Below are 18,840 nucleotides of genomic sequence, written 5' to 3' on the forward strand. Positions count from 1 at the left end.
CCGCGGCGAAGCCGGCTGCGCCGAAGCCCGCACCCGCGGCCGTCGCGAATGCCGACGCCGCGAGCCCGGACAGCGGCGACGCGTCGTCGCCGTCGTCGCCGGCCGGTGCGCGCTTCGCGGTGCAGCTCGGGTCGTTCAAGGATGACGCGACGGCCCGTTCGTGGGCCACCAAGTTGAAATCGGCGGGCGTGCCCGCATATGTCGAGCATCGCAAGCAGTCGGATGGCAGCACGGCTACACTGTTGCGTGCAGGCCCGTTCGCGGATCGCGCGGCGGCTTCCGCCGCGATCGCGAAGGTGCGCGAAGCCGGTCTGACGCAGTAACGCACGATGCTGACGGCTTTCGACTACGCTGTATTGGCGGTGATCGTGTTGTCGGCGCTACGCGGTGCGTGGCGCGGCTTCGTGTCCGAGATTTTCGGGCTGATCGGCTGGATCGCGGCGATCGTGATCGCGGGCCGCTACGTCGGATTGGTCGTACCGTATATTCCGGCGAACTGGCCGGGCGGTGCGCTGACGCAGTGGGTGATCGCCTTCGCGTTGGTCGTGATCGGCGTGGTGCTGGTCGCCGGCGTCGCGAACGCGCTGCTGTCGCGGATCGCGCAGGCCAGTGGCCTGGGCGGCGTCGACCGCTCGCTGGGCATGATGTTCGGGCTCGTCCGCGGCTGCGTGCTGGTGGTGCTGCTGGTCGCGGCGGCCGGGCTGACCGAACTGCCCAAACAGGATTTCTGGCGCAATGCGCTATTGCGTCCTTTCGCCGAACAGGGCGTGCACGAGCTGAAGCAGCTCCTGCCCGACGGCATGGCCCAGTACGTACGCGTGTGACGACGCGGCTGGGCAGGACGGAACCGATTTTGTCATTCTGAAGGACATGCCATGTGCGGCATCGTAGGCGTTATCTCCCAATCCCCTGTCAACCAGCTGATCTATGACAGCCTGCTGCTGCTGCAGCATCGCGGTCAGGACGCGGCGGGCATCGCGACGGCGGACGGCAGCAATTTCCACATGTACAAGGCGAACGGCATGGTGCGCGACGTGTTCCGCACGCGCAACATGCGCAGCCTGCCCGGCACCTACGGCATCGGCCAGGTGCGCTACCCGACCGCCGGCTCGGCGTCGAGCGAAGCCGAGGCGCAGCCGTTCTACGTGAACGCGCCGTTCGGGATCATCCTCGCGCACAACGGCAACCTGACGAACTGGCAGCAACTGAAGGACGAGATGTTCCGGATCGACCGCCGGCACATCAACACCAATTCCGACAGCGAAGTGCTGCTCAACGTGTTCGCGCACGAGCTGCAACTGTCGACCACGGGCCTCGAGCTCGATCCGGCTTCGGTGTTCAAGGCCGTCTCGGGCGTGCATCGCCGCCTGCAGGGTTCGTATGCGATCGTGTCGCTGATCGCCGGCTACGGCCTGCTCGCGTTCCGCGACCCGTTCGGCATCCGCCCGCTCTGCATCGGCAAGCTCGAGACCGAGCACGGCACCGAATGGATGGTCGCGTCGGAGTCGGTCGCGGTCGAAGGCATCGGTTTCGAATTCGTGCGCGACCTGGAGCCGGGCGAAGCGGTCTTCATCGACAAGGCCGGCAACTTCCACAGCCAGCAGTGCGCGGAGAACCCGACGCTGAACCCGTGCATGTTCGAATACGTGTACCTCGCGCGTCCGGATTCGTGCCTCGACGGCGTGCCGGTCTACAACGTGCGCCTGCGCATGGGCGACTATCTCGCCGAGAAGATCAAGCGCGAACTGCCGAACGTGCCGATCGACGTCGTGATGCCGATTCCCGATTCGTCGCGCCCGGCCGCGATGCAGGTCGCCGCGAAGCTCGGCGTCGAGTACCGCGAAGGCTTCTTCAAGAACCGCTACGTCGGCCGCACCTTCATCATGCCGGGGCAGGCCGTGCGCAAGAAGTCGGTGCGCCAGAAGCTCAATGCGATGAGCATCGAGTTCAAGGACAAGAACGTGCTGATCGTCGACGATTCGATCGTGCGCGGCACGACCTCGCATGAAATCGTGCAGATGGCGCGCGATGCGGGCGCGAAGTCGGTGATCTTCGCGTCGGCCGCGCCGCCCGTGAAGTTCCCGAACGTGTACGGCATCGACATGCCGACGCGCGGCGAGCTCGTCGCACACGGCCGCACCGACGAAGACGTCGCGAAGATCATCGGCGCCGACCACCTGATCTACCAGGACGTCGACGACCTGCGTCGCGCGGTGCGCGACATCAACCCGAAGCTCGAACGCTTCGAGGCGTCGTGCTTCGACGGCAACTACATCACCGGCGACGTGACGCCCGAGTATCTCGATGCGATCGAGCGCGCGCGCCTCACGCCGGCGTCGCAGGCCGATCGCGATACGGCCGGCGACACCGAACGTTCGCAGATGAACCTGCAACTGTCGGTCGAGTGACACCGGCGCACGCTTTTATCGAGGCGTGATAGGATGTGGCCTTGCGTCGATTTGATATCAGCTTGCGGACGCGGGGCGACTTCCCAAAACAGCTAAAGCGAAGGCCGGTGGCAACCGGCCCGAGTCGATCGCTGTCGTACCGCACCGAAGCCCGCTGATGCCGACGCATAGCGGGCTTTTTGTTTTTTGGCCTGGTTTTGATCTGGCCTGCGCGATGCGCGTGGCCATCGGATACGGAAAACGGAACATGGACGACTCCCTCAACTTCGACACGCTTGCCGTGCGCGCGGGCACGCTGCGCAGCGACTTCAACGAGCACTCGGAAGCGCTGTTCCTCACGTCGAGCTTCTGCTTCCAGAGCGCGGCCGACGCGGCCGAGCGCTTCGCGAATTCGGAAGACTACTTCACCTATTCGCGCTTCACGAACCCGACCGTCACCATGTTCCAGGAGCGCCTCGCGGCGCTCGAAGGCGGCGAGGCGTGCATCGCGACCGCCTCCGGGATGGCCGCGATCATGTCGGTCGTGATGTCCGCGCTGCAGGCGGGCGACCACCTGGTCAGCTCGCGCAGCCTGTTCGGCTCGACGCTCGGGATGTTCTCGCAGATCTTCAGCAAGTTCGGAATTACGACGACCTTCGTCGACCCGACCGACCTGAACGCGTGGAAGGAAGCCGTGCGTCCGGAAACGAAGATGTTCTTCCTCGAGACGCCGTCGAACCCGCTGACCGAACTCGCCGACATCGAGGCGATCGGCAAGATCGCGAAGGCATCGAACGCGCTGTTCGTCGTCGACAACTGTTTCTGCAGCCCGGTGCTGCAGCAGCCGCTGAAGCTCGGCGCGGATGTCGTGATGCACTCGGCGACGAAATTCCTCGACGGCCAGGGCCGCGTACTTGGCGGCGCGCTGGTCGGCTCGAAGGAATTCATCATGGGCAAGGTGTTCCCGTTCGTGCGCAGCGCGGGCCCGACGCTGTCGGCGTTCAACGCGTGGGTGCTGCTGAAGGGGATGGAGACGCTGTCGCTGCGCGTCGAGAAGCAATCGGCGAACGCGCTGGAGATCGCGCGCTGGCTCGATTCGCATCCGGCCGTCGCGCGCGTGTTTCATCCGGGTCTCGAATCGCACCCGCAGCACGAACTCGCGAAGCGTCAGCAGAAGGCGGGCGGGGCGATCCTGTCGTTCGAGCTGAAGGGCGACACGCCCGAACAGCAGCGCGCGAATGCATGGCGCGTGATCGACAACACGAAGCTGATCTCGATCACCGGCAACCTCGGCGACACGCGTACGACCATTACGCATCCGGCGACCACCACGCATGGCCGCATCACGCCGGAGGCGCGCGCGGCAGCGGGGATCAGCGAAGGGCTGATCCGCCTGTCGGTGGGCCTCGAGGATGCGGGCGACCTGCGCAAGGATCTCGCGCGCGGGCTGGAAGGCTGAGCGCGGCACGTCACGCATGTCGTGACGTGATCCGACGTGACGATGGACGAAGGGCCGTTCGCGCAAGCGAGCGGCCCTTCGTTTTTGTGCCGATGAAATCGCGCGGCTTACCCGGTGCGATCTGCGTTGGCGTGCGTGTCGTTGCGCATCGCCTCCACCATCCACCGCAGCGTGTCGTCGAGCGGCGTGACGGGCAGCTCGCCCACCGCGCGCCGCAGCTTGTCGCGCGACCCGGACAGGCTCTTCACCTCGTTGTGCCGCACGAAACGCGGATCGATCGTCACGTCGATCACGTATCCGGCGATACGCGACAGCATCGCCAGCACTTCCTTCAGCGAATACGCGCGCTCCGAGCACACGTTGAACGTCTCGCCGGCCGGCGCGGCTTCGACCAGCTTCAGGTACGCGGCCGTCACGTCGCGCACGTCGGAGAAATCGCGGCTCACGTCGAGGTTGCCGAGCGAGATCCGCGGAGCATTGCGCGCGTAGTGCGCGACGAGCTTCGGCAGCAGGTACGCATCGCTCTGGCCGACACCCGTGTAGTTGAACGGCCGCGCGATCACGATCGGCAGACGGTCGGCCCACAGTTTCGCCGCGTATTCCATCGCGAGCTTGCTGACCGCATAGTCGTTCGCCGGGGCGGGGGCGACGGTTTCGTCGAGCACGCCGGCGGTCGAATTGCCGTAGATGTTCGCACTGCTGGCGAGCAGCACGGCCGACGGGCGGCGGTCGAGGCCCGCAAGCGCGGCCAGCAGGTTGCGGGTGCCGACGATGTTGACCGCGTAGGTTTCCGACGGCTCGTCCTGCGCGACATGCGCGCGCGCGGCGAGATGCACGACCGCATCGGGCCGGGCGTCGGCGGCCGCCGCGCGCAGCGCCTGTGCGTCGAGCAGGTCGACGGGCAGCAGCGTGCAGTGCGCGAAGGCCGGATCGTCGGGGCGTGCCGCGCCGGGCGCGACCGTGCCCCAGACCTCATAGCCGGCCGCCTGCAGGCGCTCGGCCATGTAGCGGCCCGTGAAGCCCGTCAGGCCGGTGACAAACGCACGGCGCGACGGGCGTCCGGCTTCAGAACGTGTCATGGTGTTGATTCCGCGTCAAATCGGCTTCGACCATCATCTGGCAAAGTTGTTCGAGCGTCGTCTTCGGTTCCCAGCCGAGCTTGGACCGGGCCTTGTCGGCGCAGCCGATCAGCAGGTCGACCTCGGCAGGGCGATAGAACTTCGGGTTCACTTCCACGAGCACGTTGCCGTTCGACGCGTCGAGGCCGCGTTCCTGTTCGCCTTTGCCGGTCCATTCGATCTGGTAGCCGGCCGCCGCGAACGCCATCCGCACGAAATCACGCACGGTCTCGGTGCGGTTGGTCGCGAGCACGTAGGTGTCGGGTTCGTCGGCCTGCAGCATGCGCCACATGCCTTCGACATATTCAAGTGCAAAACCCCAGTCGCGTTTCGCGTCGAGGTTGCCGAGCTCGAGGCGGGTCGCCTTGCCGAGCTTGATCTTCGCGATGGTGTCGGTGATCTTGCGCGTGACGAACTCGCGGCCGCGCAGCGGCGATTCGTGGTTGAACAGGATGCCGCTGCTGCCGAACAGGCCGTACGACTCGCGGTAGTTCACCGTCATCCAGTGCGCGTACAGCTTCGCGACGCCGTACGGGCTGCGCGGATAGAACGAAGTCGCTTCCGTTTGCGGGATCGACTGCACCTTGCCGAACATCTCCGACGTCGACGCCTGGTAGAAGCGTGTCTTCGGGCTCACGACGCGAATCGCCTCGAGCAGGTTCAACGGACCCAGGCCGGTCACTTCGGCGGTCGTCGCCGGCTGGTCGAACGACACGCCGACGAAGCTCTGCGCGGCGAGGTTGTACAGCTCGTCGGGCTGCGTGCGTTCGAGCAGGCGCAGGCTCGAGCCGGCGTCGGTCAGGTCGTGTTCGACGAGCGTGAGGTTCGGGTGCGTGTCGACGCCGAGCTCGGCGATGCGCCAGAAATTCACCGAGCTGGTGCGGCGGTAGGTGCCCGTGACCTCGTAGCCCTTGTCGAGCAGCAGCTTGGTCAGGTAGGCGCCGTCTTGCCCCGAGATCCCGGTGATGATGGCCTTCTTGCGAGTTTGGCTCATGACGTTGTCCTGGTAGAAACGATGGAGGGTGAAAGTCAGGCGGTCGTGCCGGCGGCGGCCGGCAGCGCGCCGCGTGCGGGGCCGCGCGTCAGGCGCCGTTCGAAGCCGTACCAGCTCAGGGTCGCGTACGCGAGCGTGATCGCGAGCGCCAGCGCGGCCGTGACGAAGCGGTTCAGGTGCAGCGGCCACAGCGCGTACAGCACGCTGAGGTGGATCAGGTACACGGTGTAGCTGACGGTGCCCACGTAGACGAGCATCGGGTTCGTCAGCACGCGCTGCACGAGGCCGCGGCCGCGCAGCGCGATCACGACGATCGACGTGCACAGCAGCAGCGAGATGCTGTAGAGCGCGGCGTTCGACAGCGGCGTGTTCGCGGCGCGGAAACGCGGGAACGACAGGTGCAGCCAGCCGAGGATCGCGAGCGACACGAGCGCGCCGACGATCGCGAGCGGATAGAACGGTTCCAGCGCGCGCCGGTCGCGGCGCAGCACGATCGCGAGCAGCGCGCCGGCGGCGAGCAGGTCCATCCGGAACGGCGTCAGGTAGTAGATCGGCCAGAACGAGTCGAACCACGGCGTCGCGATCGCGCGCAGCACGGGGGCCGCGACGATCAGCGCGGCGGCGACCCACAGCAGCGCGCGCTCCGAGCACCACAGCACGACGAACGGCCAGAAGATGTAGAACTGCTCCTCGACCGCGAGCGACCACAGCACGTTCAGGCTGTCGTGGCCGATGCTGCCGAGCGACAGCCCGATGTTGGTCGAGAAGAACGCGAACCACGGCCAGTGCGGCAGCCAGCCCGCACCGAACAGGATCGTCGACACCACCAGCAGCAACACGTACGGCGGCAGGATGCGACGCACGCGGCGTGCGTAGAAGTGGCTGAAGTACGACTGCCCGCGCGCCTTGCGATCGAGCAGGATGCCGGTGATCAGCAGGCCGCTCAGCACGAAGAACAGGTCGACGCCCATCCACAGCGGCGCCTTCAGCGCGTGCTGCAGGAACACGGCGCCCACCGCGATCGCGCGCAGCCCGTCGAGCTGCACGATGCGGCCGTGTTGCGGCGGGGTGGGGGCCGCGGGTCGCGAGAGGCCCGTCATCGCGCCGCTCCTTCGCGACGCGCGGCCTGAGCCAGGGCGAGTCGCACATCCGATGCGTAAACGTGAACGTAATGCATGCCATTAAATGAAATATCGAATCGAAATCGATTCTAGGGAAAAGAAATCGGCAAAAAAACGCGCGTCATTTATCCGACGACAAACATTCAAATGCCGGTTATTTCGGTCGCGCGATGAACGGTCGCCGCCCGGGAGGCCCCGCCAGGCGGTGAAAAGCGGCATTTTCTACAGACTGGAAAGCGAAAGACGGTCGTAATTGCCGTTTTCGGGTGTCTTTGCGCGTCTGTTCCAGTTCGATATTTCAGGCGGAAACATCCCCAAATATTTCCAAATTTCTTGTGATTATTTTTGCTTGTAACCTGCATCGCGACGTTTGAAACCCATTTAGCGACAGGGTGCGCCGGCAGCGGTGCCGGTCGCTCTTGCATCAAGTCTGGAGAAGCGCATTGCGACGTCTGATTCTGGTAGGCATGACGGTATGCGCGACGCTGCTGACGAGCGCCGTACCGGCCGAAACGGTGTTGCCCGCGACGACGTCGTGGATCGGCAATACGTTCGGCTATGGCGACGGCAGCTGGACGCAGATCGACATCCGCGCGATCGCGGTGACGCCTGAAGGCAAGGTGTATACGAATGCGCCATGGGACGAGAGCGGCGCCGAAGCGAGCGTTTACCAGGACGGAAAGATGCTCGGTTTCGCCGGCGGAACGCACGGCTGGGGCAACCTCGGCGGCAGCGCGATCGCCGTGAACAGCAAATATGCGTACGTCGCGATCGGTGTCGGCAACGAGCGCGGCCACCTGCAGTCGCCCGGCATCTGGCCGGACAAGGGCAAGCAGTGGTTCGGGATCTCGCGCCGCACGATCGGCGACATGAAGCAGCCGGCGCCGTTCCGCGCGGCGCCGCAGGTGGCTCCTGGCGGGCGTGCCGATGCCGGCCGCGCGCGGATGGCCGCGAGCTTCATGATGATGAACGAGGTGGCGGCGCCCGCGCGCTCGGAAACGGGCGAGCAGAAGGCGGAAGTCGGCGGCCTCGCGGCCGACGACAAGACGCTGTTCGCCACGAATCCGACGCGCGACGCGGTGGACGTGTACGACGCGGAGACGATGCAGCAGAAGGGCACGTGGAGCGCGCACGAGCCGGGCCGCATCGCGCTCGCGGGCGACGGCACGTTGTGGCTGCTCACGGACACGATCAAGGGGCCCGCGCACCTCGCGCACGTGCGCGCCGACGGCCGCAAGCTCGACGACGCCCCCGCGCTGCCGGAAGGCACCGACGTGGTGGACGTGGCAGTCGACGCGAAAGGGCGCGTGCTCGTCGCGGACAACGGGCCGCGCCAGCAGATCCTGATCTTCTCGAAAGGCGGCAAGGGTTATGCGCAGTCGGGCACGCTCGGCGAGCGCGGCGGCATCTTCGCGGGCCCGGTGCCGGGCCGGCCCGGGCCGCAGCGTTTCAACGGGCTGACGGGGGTCGGTGTCGACCGGGCGGGCAACATTTACGTGTCGATGAACGGCATCGGGCCGCGTCACGACACGATCGGCGCGGGGCTCGGCGCCGTGCTCGAAAGCTACACGCCGGACGGCAAGCTGCGCTGGCAGGTGCAGGGGCTGCTGTTCGTCGACGGCGCATGGCTCGACCCGGCGCGGCCGAACAGCGTGTACACGGGCAACAAGCGCTTCGAGCTCGACCTGTCGAAGCCGCCGGGCCGGGACTGGAAATACGTCGGCTTCCTGTCGAACCGCTTCAAGTATCCGGACGACCCCGTGTTCCATACGGACCAGTGGCCCGGCATGCCGATCGCGCGGCGCCTCGACGGCCGCACGTTCCTGTACCTGACGGACATGTACGCCGATCACCTGAAGATCTACCGCTTCGACGCGAAGCGCGACGGCGAAGTCGCGATTCCTTCCGGTCTGATCGCGGGCCGCGCGCGGCCGGTCGACAACGTGCCGAACAAGCCGCCGGGCGGCGACTGGCTGTGGCGCGACGCGAACGGCAACGGCCGGCTGGATGCCGACGAGTTCGAGATCAATACCACCGGCAAGGCGAAGGCGGGCGGCTGGGGCTGGTGGGTCGACACGAAGGGCGACATCTGGCGCACGAGCGACGTGCGCGGCATCCACCGCTTCCAGTACGGCGGCGTCGACAAGGCCGGCAACCCGATCTACTCGTACGACAAGGTCACGACCTATCCGATGCCGCAGCCGTTCACGCAGCTGCGCCGCTCGATCTACGACGCGCAGACGGACACGCTGTACGTGACCGGTTACACGGCCGATGCCCCGCCGCAGCCGGGCATCAACAAGGAAGTGGGTCGTGTGCTGGTCCGCTTCGACAAGTGGTCGACGGGTTCGCCGGTCGTGCGCTACCAGGTCGCGCTGCCGTGGCAGCTCGACGCGAAGCCGATCTTCGACCTGATCGGGATCACGGCCGAGGGCCGCTACCTCTTCGGGGTGGAGCCGGTCGGCAAGATCCACGTGTACGACAAGGAAACCGGCAAGGAAGTGGGCGTGATGAGCCCGGGCGCCGAGGTCGGCAAGGCATCCGGCTGGGTCGACGTGCCGTTCGGCATCAGCGCGTTCCGGCGCGAGAACGGCGAGTACCTCGTGTTCGTCGAGGAAGACGCGCGCGGCAAGGTGTTGATGTATCGCTGGAAACCGTGACGGACGACGTCACACAAGGCAGAAGCATGGACAAAGGCATACTCAAGAACGTTTCGATCAACTTCATCGGGCTGATCCTGCCGACCTTCGTGTCGCTGGTGACGGTGCCCGCGTATATCCACGCGCTCGGCGTCGAACGTTACGGCGTCGTCAGCCTCGTGTGGACGCTGATCGGCTATTTCGGGATCCTCGATCTCGGGATGAGCATGGCCGCGCAGAACCACATCTCGAAGGCGCTCGCGAGCGGCAACGACGACGAAAGCGCGCGCGTGTTCTGGAGCGCGTTCTGGCTGAACCTCGGCACCGGCATCGTGGGCGGGTTGCTGATCTATTTCGGCGCGTTCATCTACACCGCCTACTTCACGAAGGTGTCGGCGGCGATGCAGCACGAGGTGTATCTCGCGCTGCCGTGGCTCGCGCTCGCGATTCCGCTGGCGAACGTGTCGTGGGTGTTCGCCGGTGCGATCAACGGCGCCGAACGTTTCGGCGTGTTCAACACGAACCAGACGATCGGCACGTTCCTGTTCCAGCTGCTGCCGCTCGGCGCCGCGTGGTGGATCGCGCCGAACCTGCAGACGGTGCTCGCCGCGGCGGTCGTCGCGCGCCTGATCGCGGCGGTGATGCTCGGCCACGCCAGCATCAAGGTGCTCGGGATCCGGCGCATCGATCCGCCGCAATGGGGCACCGCGAAAGGGCTGTTCAATTTCGGCGGCTGGATGCTGATCGCGAGCACGACGAGCATGATCGCCGACACGCTCGACCGCGTGATGCTCGGCGCCGGCATGGGCGCGAAGTTCGTCACTTACTACACGGTGCCGCAGAACCTCGTCACGCGCCTGAACATGCTGCCGAACGCGCTCGTGCGCACGCTGTTCCCGCGCCTGTCGGCGGTCGGCCGCGACCATGCGGACACGCTCGCGCGCCAGTCGCTCGAATTCCTGAACGGGGTGTTCACGCCGGTCGGCATCGTCGCGATCTTCGCGCTCGCGCCGTTCCTCACGCTGTGGGTCGGCGCGGATCTCGCCGCGCATTCGGCGCCGGTCGGCCGCGTGCTGGTGATCAGCGTGTGGCTCGTCGGCCAGGCGAGCGTCACGCGCATCCTGATCCAGTCGCAGGTCAATCCGTCCCGCGCGGCCTTTGCCGGGCTCGTCCAGATGCCGTTCTTCGTCGGCGGCCTGTGGTTCGGTATCCATCACTTCGGGCTGATCGGCGCGGCGGTGGTCGTCGCGGCGCGCGCGTTCGTCGACTACGGCGTGCTGCTGTACCTGTCGGCGATCCGGATGCGCGCGATCGTGCTCGACATGCTCGCGCACCTCGCGTTCCTGCTGGCGAGCCTGTTTCTGGCGCAGGCATGGCCGGGGCTCGTCGAGTCGATCGGCATGTGCGCGGTCGTGCTGCTGCTGAACGTCGCGTGGTCGCTCACGATGACGCCGGGGCTGCGCGCGCTCGTGCGCGACCTGTTTGTCCGTCTCAATGCGAGGAGAACCGCTTGACGTCTTCCGTTGCTTGAAAGCAGCGGATTCCCACAACTGGCGATGCACGTCCGCATCGGAGAATGTTCAGAGCAGCGTTGGTATCCCGATCATGCACGACACCGCAACCACTGCAGGCCCACTCTCTTATTCGCAGTCCCGCGATACCTTTCGGCCGCGTCGTGCTGTCTTTCGATCCGCACGACGAACAGGACTGGGTAGAACCGCTTTCGTCGACTTCCTCGAACGTGACCCCGTGCGCCATCGCCTTGTAACGGAGCTTGTTGCGGAAGGACGACCAGGATGCGTCGTAGACGCTCTTTGCCATTCTGGTCCTGGCGAGTTTGGCGGCGGACACGTTGCCGACCGCGATGTAGTCGAAGCGCCGCACCAGATCGAGCGCGAGCTTGTACTGGAAATCGGCGCGGGCATTTGCCACCTTGCCGTGCAGCTTCGCGATATGGCGCTTGTGCTTGCGTGCTCGTTGCGCTTTCGCCAGCTTTTCCGCCGCGCGTCGACCGAACCGGTCGTTGGGAAGCTTCTCACCGGTCGAAAGTGTGGCGAATTCTTTCAGACCGAGATCGATGCCGACACCGGAACGGATCGGGCGCGCGGGAACTTCGGGTACTTCGATCGCGACGTTCAGGAACCAGTTGCCGCGCGCATCCTGCGCGAAATTGGTTCCATCCTTGATCTTGCCTTCGGGAAGCGGGCGGCTGTTGAACACACGGAACGTGTTGCCGGCGAAGCGAAATGCATCTCCTTCGCGCTTCAGGTCACGCCCCTTCAGCGGCACCCAGCCGAGCGATTTCCTGCCGCGATAGCGCAGGTACGGGCGTCGGTGGTGGTCGCGCGACTTCGCGTATTGCTCACACGTTGCGTTGACCGTGCCGGAGTGAATGCCGAGCTCCTTGCTGCTGCCGGTTGTCAGTACGTTCAGGTCGAAGCCGGTCGGCCACCTCTTGCTCCACTTGAGCGCGTGCTTCTGCGTGTCGTTGCAGAAGTTCCAGACGTAGTTCACCGCTCGGCTCTGCTTGTTAAGCAGACCGCTGAGCGATTTCACCCGGTAGCGATAGACAAGAATCATGCCGGTCACTCTAACCTAGGAATGCCGTTTGTCGACGGCGCTCCTTTCTTCCCCGCCAACAATGGCAGGGCTTCTTGGAGCGACTGATGAATCGCGATCTGGCGGAACACGCCTTGTTGAATCTCGCCACGGCCGATGCCGCCGCGGCCGAAGCCGGCGATGTCGCCGCACTGCGCCGGCCCGTGCCGGCCGAGCGCGCCAGCGCGCGGCAACCGTCGCGCGCGCTGCGCGTGGCGATCGTCCACGACTGGCTCGTGACCTACGCGGGCGCCGAGCGCGTGCTCGAACAGATCGTCGCGTGTTTTCCCGACGCCGACCTGTTCAGCCTCGTCGACTTCCTCGACGACCGCGCGTTCGTGCGCGGCAAGCCGGTGACGACGTCGTTCATCCAGAAGCTGCCGTTCGCGCGCACCAAGTACCGCAGCTACCTGCCGCTGATGCCGCTCGCGATCGAGCAGCTCGACGTGTCGGAGTACGACCTGGTGATATCGAGCAGCCACGCGGTCGCGAAGGGCGTGCTGACGGGGCCGGACCAGATGCACATCAGCTACGTGCATTCGCCGATCCGCTATGCGTGGGACCTGCAGCACCAGTACCTGGAACAGTCGAACCTCACGCGCGGGCCGAAATCGCTGCTCGCGCGGATGATCCTGCACTACATCCGCAACTGGGATACGCGCACCGCGAACGCGGTGGACGGTTTCGTCGCGAACTCCGCGTTCATCGCGCGGCGCATCAGGAAGGTCTACCACCGCGACGCGGCGGTGATCTTCCCGCCGGTCGACGTCGACGCGTTTTCGCTGAACGCGGAGAAGGACGGTTTCTACCTGACCGCGTCGCGGATGGTGCCTTACAAGAAGATCGACCTGATCGTCGAGGCGTTCTCGAAGACGCCCGAGCGCAAGCTCGTCGTGATCGGCGACGGCCCCGAGATGCAGAAGATCCGCGCGAAAGCCGGCCCGAACGTCGAGATCATGGGCTACCAGCCGTTCGCGGTGCTGCACGACCGGATGCGGCGCGCGAAGGCGTTCGTGTTCGCGGCCGAGGAGGATTTCGGGATCTCGGTCGTCGAGGCGCAGGCGTGCGGTACGCCCGTGATCGCGTACGGCAAGGGCGGCGCGCTCGAAACCGTGCTCGACCCGCAGTCGAACCGGAATCCGACCGGGCTCTTCTTCGACGAACAGACGCCGCACGCGATCGTCGCGGCCGTCGACGATTTCGAGCGCGCACCGCAGCGCTTCACGCCGGACGCATGCCGTGCGAACGCGGAGCGGTTTTCCGCCGATACGTTCCGGCGGCGCTTTCTCGACTACGTGGAAACCGCGCTGCCCGGCTCGACCGCGCAGCGCGGTACGGCCGTCGCGCCGCTGCCGGCCGCGCGCGGCCCGGCGACGCTCGTGCTCGACCAGAGCGGCGTGCTTGGCGGCGCCGAGCTGTCGCTGCTCGAGATCATGAAGCACATGCGCGCGAACGCCGACGTGCTGCTGTTCGACGACGGCCCGTTCCGTGCGGCGCTCGACGAGATCGGCGCGCGTGTCGACGTGGTCGACCAGGGCGCGCTCGCGGGCGTGCGCAAGCAGGGCGGCGTGTCGGTCGGCGCGGTGAAGCAGCTCGTGCGGCTCGTGCGCGATGTGGCGCGGCGCGCGCGCCGCGCCGAGGTGATCTACGCGAACACGCAGCGCGCGATGGTGGTCGCCGCGCTGGCCGGGCGGCTCGCGCGCAAGCCGGTGGTGTGGCACCTGCGCGACATCGTCAGCACCGACCATTTCGGCAGCAAGCAGTTGCTGGCGATCAAGTACTGCGCGCGGCTCGGCGTCACGCGCGTGATCGCGAACTCCGACGCGTCCGCGCAGGCGTTCCGCGCGCTGACGGGCTTCACGCCGCAGCACGTCGACGTCGTGTTCAACGGCATTTCGGCCGAGCCGTTCGATGCGCTGGAAGGCGTCAGCCAGGCCGCGCTGCGCGCGCGGCTGGGGTTGCCCGAGCACGCATGGCTGGTCGGCTCGTTCAGCCGCCTCGCGCACTGGAAGGGGCAGCACGTGCTGCTGGAGGCCGCCGCGCGGCATCCCGACATGCACGTGGTGCTGGTCGGCGCGCCGCTGTTCGGCGAGGACGATTACGCGGCGCAGCTGCACGAATTCGTCGCCCGGCACGGGATGGACGAGCGCGTGCATTTCCTCGGGTTCCAGCGCGACGTGGCCGCGTGCATGACGGCGGTCGACGTCGTCGCGCATACGTCGATCACGCCCGAGCCGTTCGGGCGCGTGATCGTCGAGGGGATGCTCGCGCGCCGGCCGGTCGTCGCGGCCCGCGCGGGCGGCGTCGTCGAGATCATCGAGGACGGCGACAACGGGCTGCTCTGCGCGCCGGGCGATGCGGCCGCGCTGGCCGAGGCGCTGGATACGCTGAAGCGCGACGGTGCGCTGCGCGAGCGGCTCGTCGCGAGCGGGCGTGCGACGGCGGTGCGCCGGTTCGGCACCGAAACCTACGTGGAGCGGGTCGAGAAGATTCTCGCGGATACGGCGAAGGCCGCGAAGGCGAAAAGGCAGTAGCCGGCGCGAGCCGCCCCCCCGGAACGAGCCCTCATGCGGCAATGCGCTGCGTGGGGGCTTTGCTTTTCAGCGCGGGGCCTGGTCGGGCGAGTGGCGGGCAGGTCGTTGCGTAGCGTGGCGGGCGCGTGCTTGCACGATCGCCGTTGGGGGGACGGCGGGCGATGCGAGACGGCAGTGGGATAGGGCGATGTGAGAGGACGGCGTGAGAAGGCAACGCGAGAAGGCAACGCGAGAAGGCAACGCGAGAAGGCGACGCGAGAAAGACGGTGCCCAGGGTACCCCGCGCAGTGAAAGCCGGCCGAGGACGGCCCAGGCGGGTCGTGGCGCGGCCCGACGCCGGAGGCCTGCCCATCCGGTCAACCCGGTGTGCCGACGCGCTCAGGCCACGATAAAGCCCCCGCGCGGCGGGGTGCCGCGCGGGGGCTCGGGAACCCGGGCCGGCCGGATCAGGCCGCCCGTTCGGGCGCCGGCGCGACGACGCGGGCGGGGCGGGACGGCTTGAAGCTGGCCGACCACGTCATCGCGGGCCGTTCGAACATCCGGTAGAACAGGTAGGCGACCGGGATCGCGGCGGCCATGAACGCGAACGACGGCCAGATCGACAACTGCAGTTCGGAATGGAACAGCACCGAGCCGAGGCAGACGAACAGCGGCAGGTGAATCAGGTACAGCGAATAGCTGAAGTCGCCGAACCAGCTCAGCACGCGCAACGGCGGCGTCGTGCGCGGCGGGCGGGCGAGCGCGCGGTACAGGAAGCACGCGAAGCCGGCCGACCAGAGCTGGAACGCGCCGTACTGGCCGAAATGGAACGCGCCGCAGCCGGCGGCCAGCAGCACGGCGGCCGCGCCGTACCACGCACGCGACGGCACGGCGGCCGCGTCGCGCGGCGACTGTGCGCGCACGTCGGCGATCCACGCGCCGATCGTCCAGGACAGCCAGTACGACGTGAAGAACTGCAGGTCGTGCCGTTCGAGCAGCCACGCCGACGCGACGTTGACGAGCGCGACCGCGGCCACGACCGCCGGCATGCCGATGCGCCGGCGTACCGCGAACAGCAGCGGGTAGATCGCGTAGAACTGCACTTCGAGCGACAGCGTCCACAGCGCGCCGTTCGACCCGTACGTGTAGCCGGCGACGCCCTGCAGCGAGAACAGGTTCACGAGGAACGCGACGAGGCCGACGTCGCGGATCTTGTGGCTGACGGGCTCGATCTGCAGGCTGACCGAGTCGAGCGCGAGCGTGAACAGCAGCGCGGCGAGCAGCACCGGATAGATGCGCGCGAACCGGCGCATCCAGAAGTTCGGCGCGTCGAGCCGGTACGCGGGATCGGCCGCGAGCTTGAGCGCCGCGTTGCGGTGGATGCAGTAGCCGCTGATCACGAAGAAGATCGGCACGCCGGCGGAGCCCCACGCGAACGGAAAGGTCAGGTAGCCGGCGATCGCGCCCGGGGTGAGCGCATGGCCGTAAGCGTGATGGAAGCTCTGCATGCCGACCCAGACGACCTGCCGGCAGTGGAAATAGGCGACGAGCAACGCCGCGAAGCCGCGCATCGCGTCGATCACGTGTTCCTTGTGGTCGGCGACGGGCGGCGCGGTCAGAGACGATCCGCTGAAAGCTTGCATGCGATTCGATTCCTTGCGACGGATTGACGGGAAGTTTCATCCAATCGTAATGCGCAAGAATTCGATCAATGAATAAAAAAATCTCACCGGGAAATATCGGTATTCCACATCATGGTTTTATCGCGTTCGGAAAGCGGTTCCGCGAGGTGGGTCAATTATTTACCGATTTTTTTCTGATAGTTTGAAGCTCCAGTTGATTGATGCAAGGAGCGGCAAGATGGACATGCATTGGATCGCGAGCGCTGCAGTACTGCTGGTCATGGCCGTGCTGTCGGCGTACCGCGAGGCGCTGAAGAACGAACCGATTCGCCCGGGGCTCGAACGGGGCGGCGTGCCCTATATCGAGGAATTCGAATCGTAAGAATTTGTATCTGGAAAATCGGTAATTTGTTTCTGCCTCGGCACTCGGTTCGGCAATATCGACCGGGTTGAAAGGATTATATTTTTTCCGGAATCATTGGGCAATCAGTCCATATCGATAATGAGCGGAGTCGAATTGGCAGTACCGTCGATTCTCGATATGCCGTTCGGAACACAATCGCGCCGGGTCGCTGGTCGACGCGGCGCAGTCAACGCAATCAGGATGCGAACATGTTGAAAGTCACCAAGGCCGTGTTCCCCGTTGCCGGTCTCGGCACGCGGTTCCTCCCGGCAACGAAGGCGAGCCCGAAGGAAATGCTGCCCGTCGTCGACAAGCCGCTGATCCAGTACGCGGTCGAGGAAGCGATCAACGCCGGTATCACCGAGATGATCTTCGTCACCGGGCGCAGCAAGCGCGCGATCGAGGATCACTTCGACAAGTCGTACGAGATCGAGGCCGAGCTCGAGGCGCGCGGCAAGGAAAAGCTGCTCGAGCTCGTGCGCGGCATCAAGCCGAGCCACGTCAACTGCTTCTACGTGCGCCAGCCGGAAGCGCTCGGCCTCGGCCACGCGGTGCTGTGCGCGGAGAAGCTGGTGCACGGCGAGCCGTTCGCGGTGATTCTCGCCGACGACCTGCTGCACGGCGAACAGCCGGTGCTGAAGCAGCTCGTCGACGTGTTCGACCACTATCACAGCTCGGTGATCGGGGTCGAGACGATCGCGCGCGACGACAGCCGTTCGTACGGCGTCGTCGAAGGCCGCGAATGGGAGGAGGACATCATCAAGCTGTCGGGCATCATCGAGAAGCCCGCGCCCGAGGATGCGCCGTCGAATCTCGGCGTGGTCGGCCGCTACGTGTTCATGCCGACGATTTTCGATCACCTGCGCAAGCTCAAGCCGGGCGCCGGCGGAGAGCTGCAGCTGACCGACGCGGTCCAGTCGCTACTCGCGAACGAGCAGGTGCTCGCGTATCGCTACTACGGTACGCGCTTCGACTGCGGCAGCAAGATCGGCTATCTCAAGGCCACCGTCGAGCTCGCGCTCCAGCATCCGGAAGTGAGCCGCGAATTCGAGGCCTACCTGCGTACCTGCTTGCCCGCGCTGGCTGCTGTCGCTTAAGCAGCCTCGCGCTCCGTTGTTTCAGGTGGTGGTTGTTCCGTTGGCCCCGGCCGCTCGCGCGCCGGGGCTTTTTTGCGTATACGGGCGAGCGGATGCGTGATTCTGGTGCGCACCGTCGAGGTGAGTGCGGTGGCGGGTTTGCCGTGCGAGCGTTGCCGCGTGTGGAGCCGGGCGCCCCGGCAAGCATGGGCGTCATGCCTGAAACCGGTGCCGCGACGGGTGACCGGGCGGCCTCTGTCGCGATTCGATTGCGCGCTGCTCGTCGATGTTCGGTGCCGCAGCGGTGCTGCCGGTGCCGGTCGATGACGGGGCGCCACGCCACGCTGGCCGGGTGTCAGCTTCCGGGTGTGGCCCGAATCGCGGTTTTCCCGTTCGATCGTATCCGCATCGGTGCGGCGTTCAACGTGCCGACGTGCCCGGCTGTGCGACGAACCGCCGGGCCAGCATCGCGGCGACCGGCTTCTTGAAGTCGAGCAGCCGCTTTTCGAGGTAGCGCCAGGACAGGTGCGCGAGCAGCACGGCGAGCGCGAACTGCAGCATCTCGGGCAGCGTTTCGCGGACGATTTCCGGTATTGCCCCGTGCGCGAAGTGCGCGGGCAGCACGCCGAAGCGCGTCGGAATCAGGTTGTGGAACAGGTAGAAGCCGTAGCTGATCGTGCCGAGATAGACGAGCGGCGCCCAGTCGAGCAGCGCCACGACCGGATGCTCGGGTTCGCTGACGATCCACAGCAGCAGCGCGCCGAGCGACGCGGACAGGCCGAGATCCGCGAGCCCCGCGATCGCGTCGGGGAGTGCCGTGCATGCGGGCAGCACGAGGAAGAACACGACGCCTGCCGCGCCGAGCCAGCCGGGCGGCACGCGGCGCACGGCGGCCGCGCCGCGTCCGGCG

General features: G+C 66.4%; 14 protein-coding genes and 1 pseudogene. 9 read left to right on the forward strand and 6 right to left on the reverse strand.

What is annotated here, in order from left to right; genetic code table 11:
• From DPV74_RS27635 to DPV74_RS27650, 4 genes are all read left to right on the forward strand, one after another.
• Nucleotides 1-323, forward strand: a 323-nt coding sequence (locus DPV74_RS27635; RefSeq protein WP_205571948.1) for an SPOR domain-containing protein, incomplete at its 5' end; no start/stop codon positions are given.
• 6 nt (nt 324-329) lie between these two features.
• Entirely contained in the window at nt 330-824 is a 495-nt protein-coding gene (locus tag DPV74_RS27640) for a CvpA family protein (protein WP_006491262.1), read from the forward strand.
• Between the two features lie 51 nt (nt 825-875).
• Nucleotides 876-2,408 carry an amidophosphoribosyltransferase gene (gene purF, locus DPV74_RS27645; protein WP_027791150.1) on the forward strand — a complete coding sequence of 511 codons (1,533 nt, stop codon included), beginning with the start codon at nt 876-878 and terminating at the stop codon, nt 2,406-2,408.
• A 247-nt stretch (nt 2,409-2,655) separates the two neighbouring features.
• Nucleotides 2,656-3,846 (forward strand): O-succinylhomoserine sulfhydrylase, encoded by a 1,191-nt coding sequence (locus DPV74_RS27650; protein WP_027791151.1) that lies wholly within the window; start codon nt 2,656-2,658, stop codon nt 3,844-3,846.
• A gap of 107 nt (nt 3,847-3,953) precedes the next feature.
• Here DPV74_RS27650 and DPV74_RS27655 read toward each other — a convergent pair whose 3' ends face one another.
• Genes DPV74_RS27655 through DPV74_RS27665 form a run of 3 tightly spaced genes read right to left on the reverse strand, consistent with a single transcriptional unit; the run spans nt 3,954 to nt 7,058 of the window.
• On the reverse strand, nt 3,954-4,925 hold the full coding sequence (locus DPV74_RS27655; RefSeq protein ID WP_059694019.1) for an NAD-dependent epimerase/dehydratase family protein: 972 nt from the start codon (nt 4,923-4,925) through the stop codon (nt 3,954-3,956).
• Nucleotides 4,912-5,958 (reverse strand): GDP-mannose 4,6-dehydratase, encoded by a 1,047-nt coding sequence (gmd, locus tag DPV74_RS27660; protein WP_027791153.1) that lies wholly within the window; start codon nt 5,956-5,958, stop codon nt 4,912-4,914. Before gmd ends, DPV74_RS27655 begins: the two co-directional genes overlap by 14 nt.
• A 35-nt stretch (nt 5,959-5,993) precedes the next feature.
• Entirely contained in the window at nt 5,994-7,058 is a 1,065-nt protein-coding gene (locus tag DPV74_RS27665; RefSeq protein ID WP_119338337.1) for an acyltransferase, read from the reverse strand.
• Nucleotides 7,059-7,546: 488 nt separating this feature from the next.
• Here DPV74_RS27665 and DPV74_RS27670 point away from each other — a divergent pair, with 488 nt between their 5' ends.
• Together DPV74_RS27670 and DPV74_RS27675 are read left to right on the forward strand one after the other, a co-directional pair.
• Nucleotides 7,547-9,739 (forward strand): hypothetical protein, encoded by a 2,193-nt coding sequence (locus DPV74_RS27670; RefSeq protein ID WP_162923150.1) that lies wholly within the window; start codon nt 7,547-7,549, stop codon nt 9,737-9,739.
• 26 nt (nt 9,740-9,765) lie between these two features.
• Nucleotides 9,766-11,232: a flippase gene (locus tag DPV74_RS27675; RefSeq protein WP_048022060.1), complete on the forward strand. Its 1,467-nt coding sequence runs from the start codon at nt 9,766-9,768 to the stop codon at nt 11,230-11,232.
• Here DPV74_RS27675 and DPV74_RS27680 read toward each other — a convergent pair.
• Complete coding sequence (locus tag DPV74_RS27680; protein WP_060173232.1) at nt 11,210-12,298, reverse strand: RNA-guided endonuclease TnpB family protein; 1,089 nt, start codon at nt 12,296-12,298, stop codon at nt 11,210-11,212. The genes DPV74_RS27675 and DPV74_RS27680 overlap by 23 nt on opposite strands.
• Before the next feature lie 86 nt (nt 12,299-12,384).
• Here DPV74_RS27680 and DPV74_RS27685 point away from each other — a divergent pair, with 86 nt between their 5' ends.
• Complete coding sequence (locus DPV74_RS27685) at nt 12,385-14,850, forward strand: glycosyltransferase family 4 protein (protein ID WP_119338339.1); 2,466 nt, start codon at nt 12,385-12,387, stop codon at nt 14,848-14,850.
• Between the two features lie 446 nt (nt 14,851-15,296).
• On the opposite strand, the gene DPV74_RS27690 is transcribed toward DPV74_RS27685, so the two are convergent.
• Nucleotides 15,297-16,472, reverse strand: a complete 1,176-nt coding sequence (locus DPV74_RS27690) for an acyltransferase (RefSeq protein ID WP_059694032.1) — start codon at nt 16,470-16,472, stop codon at nt 15,297-15,299.
• A 217-nt stretch (nt 16,473-16,689) separates the two neighbouring features.
• On the opposite strand from DPV74_RS27690, the gene DPV74_RS27695 reads away from it, so the two are divergent.
• On the forward strand, nt 16,690-16,833 hold the full coding sequence (locus DPV74_RS27695) for a hypothetical protein (RefSeq protein ID WP_006479318.1): 144 nt from the start codon (nt 16,690-16,692) through the stop codon (nt 16,831-16,833).
• Nucleotides 16,834-17,063: 230 nt separating this feature from the next.
• Nucleotides 17,064-17,951 (forward strand): UTP--glucose-1-phosphate uridylyltransferase GalU, encoded by an 888-nt coding sequence (galU, locus tag DPV74_RS27700; RefSeq protein WP_021162860.1) that lies wholly within the window; start codon nt 17,064-17,066, stop codon nt 17,949-17,951.
• Between the two features lie 399 nt (nt 17,952-18,350).
• On the opposite strand, the pseudogene DPV74_RS27705 reads toward galU, so the two are convergent.
• A pseudogene (locus tag DPV74_RS27705) lies at nt 18,351-18,840 on the reverse strand (acyltransferase); the annotation flags it as partial.

This window comes from Burkholderia sp. HAN2018, from assembly GCF_024704855.1.
Taxonomy (GTDB): Bacteria; Pseudomonadota; Gammaproteobacteria; order Burkholderiales; family Burkholderiaceae; genus Burkholderia; species Burkholderia cepacia.

Bases quoted from the DNA above. Each gene is read 5' to 3' on its own strand.
- DPV74_RS27640 (WP_006491262.1), top strand. From the start codon at position 330: ATGCTGACGGCTTTCGACTACGCTGTATTGGCGGTGATCGTGTTGTCG.
- purF (WP_027791150.1), top strand. From the start codon at position 876: ATGTGCGGCATCGTAGGCGTTATCTCCCAATCCCCTGTCAACCAGCTG.
- DPV74_RS27650 (WP_027791151.1), top strand. From the start codon at position 2,656: ATGGACGACTCCCTCAACTTCGACACGCTTGCCGTGCGCGCGGGCACG.
- DPV74_RS27655 (WP_059694019.1), bottom strand. From the start codon at position 4,925: ATGACACGTTCTGAAGCCGGACGCCCGTCGCGCCGTGCGTTTGTCACC.
- gmd (WP_027791153.1), bottom strand. From the start codon at position 5,958: ATGAGCCAAACTCGCAAGAAGGCCATCATCACCGGGATCTCGGGGCAA.
- DPV74_RS27665 (WP_119338337.1), bottom strand. From the start codon at position 7,058: ATGACGGGCCTCTCGCGACCCGCGGCCCCCACCCCGCCGCAACACGGC.
- DPV74_RS27670 (WP_162923150.1), top strand. From the start codon at position 7,547: ATGACGGTATGCGCGACGCTGCTGACGAGCGCCGTACCGGCCGAAACG.
- DPV74_RS27675 (WP_048022060.1), top strand. From the start codon at position 9,766: ATGGACAAAGGCATACTCAAGAACGTTTCGATCAACTTCATCGGGCTG.
- DPV74_RS27680 (WP_060173232.1), bottom strand. From the start codon at position 12,298: ATGATTCTTGTCTATCGCTACCGGGTGAAATCGCTCAGCGGTCTGCTT.
- DPV74_RS27685 (WP_119338339.1), top strand. From the start codon at position 12,385: ATGAATCGCGATCTGGCGGAACACGCCTTGTTGAATCTCGCCACGGCC.
- DPV74_RS27690 (WP_059694032.1), bottom strand. From the start codon at position 16,472: ATGCAAGCTTTCAGCGGATCGTCTCTGACCGCGCCGCCCGTCGCCGAC.
- DPV74_RS27695 (WP_006479318.1), top strand. From the start codon at position 16,690: ATGGACATGCATTGGATCGCGAGCGCTGCAGTACTGCTGGTCATGGCC.
- galU (WP_021162860.1), top strand. From the start codon at position 17,064: ATGTTGAAAGTCACCAAGGCCGTGTTCCCCGTTGCCGGTCTCGGCACG.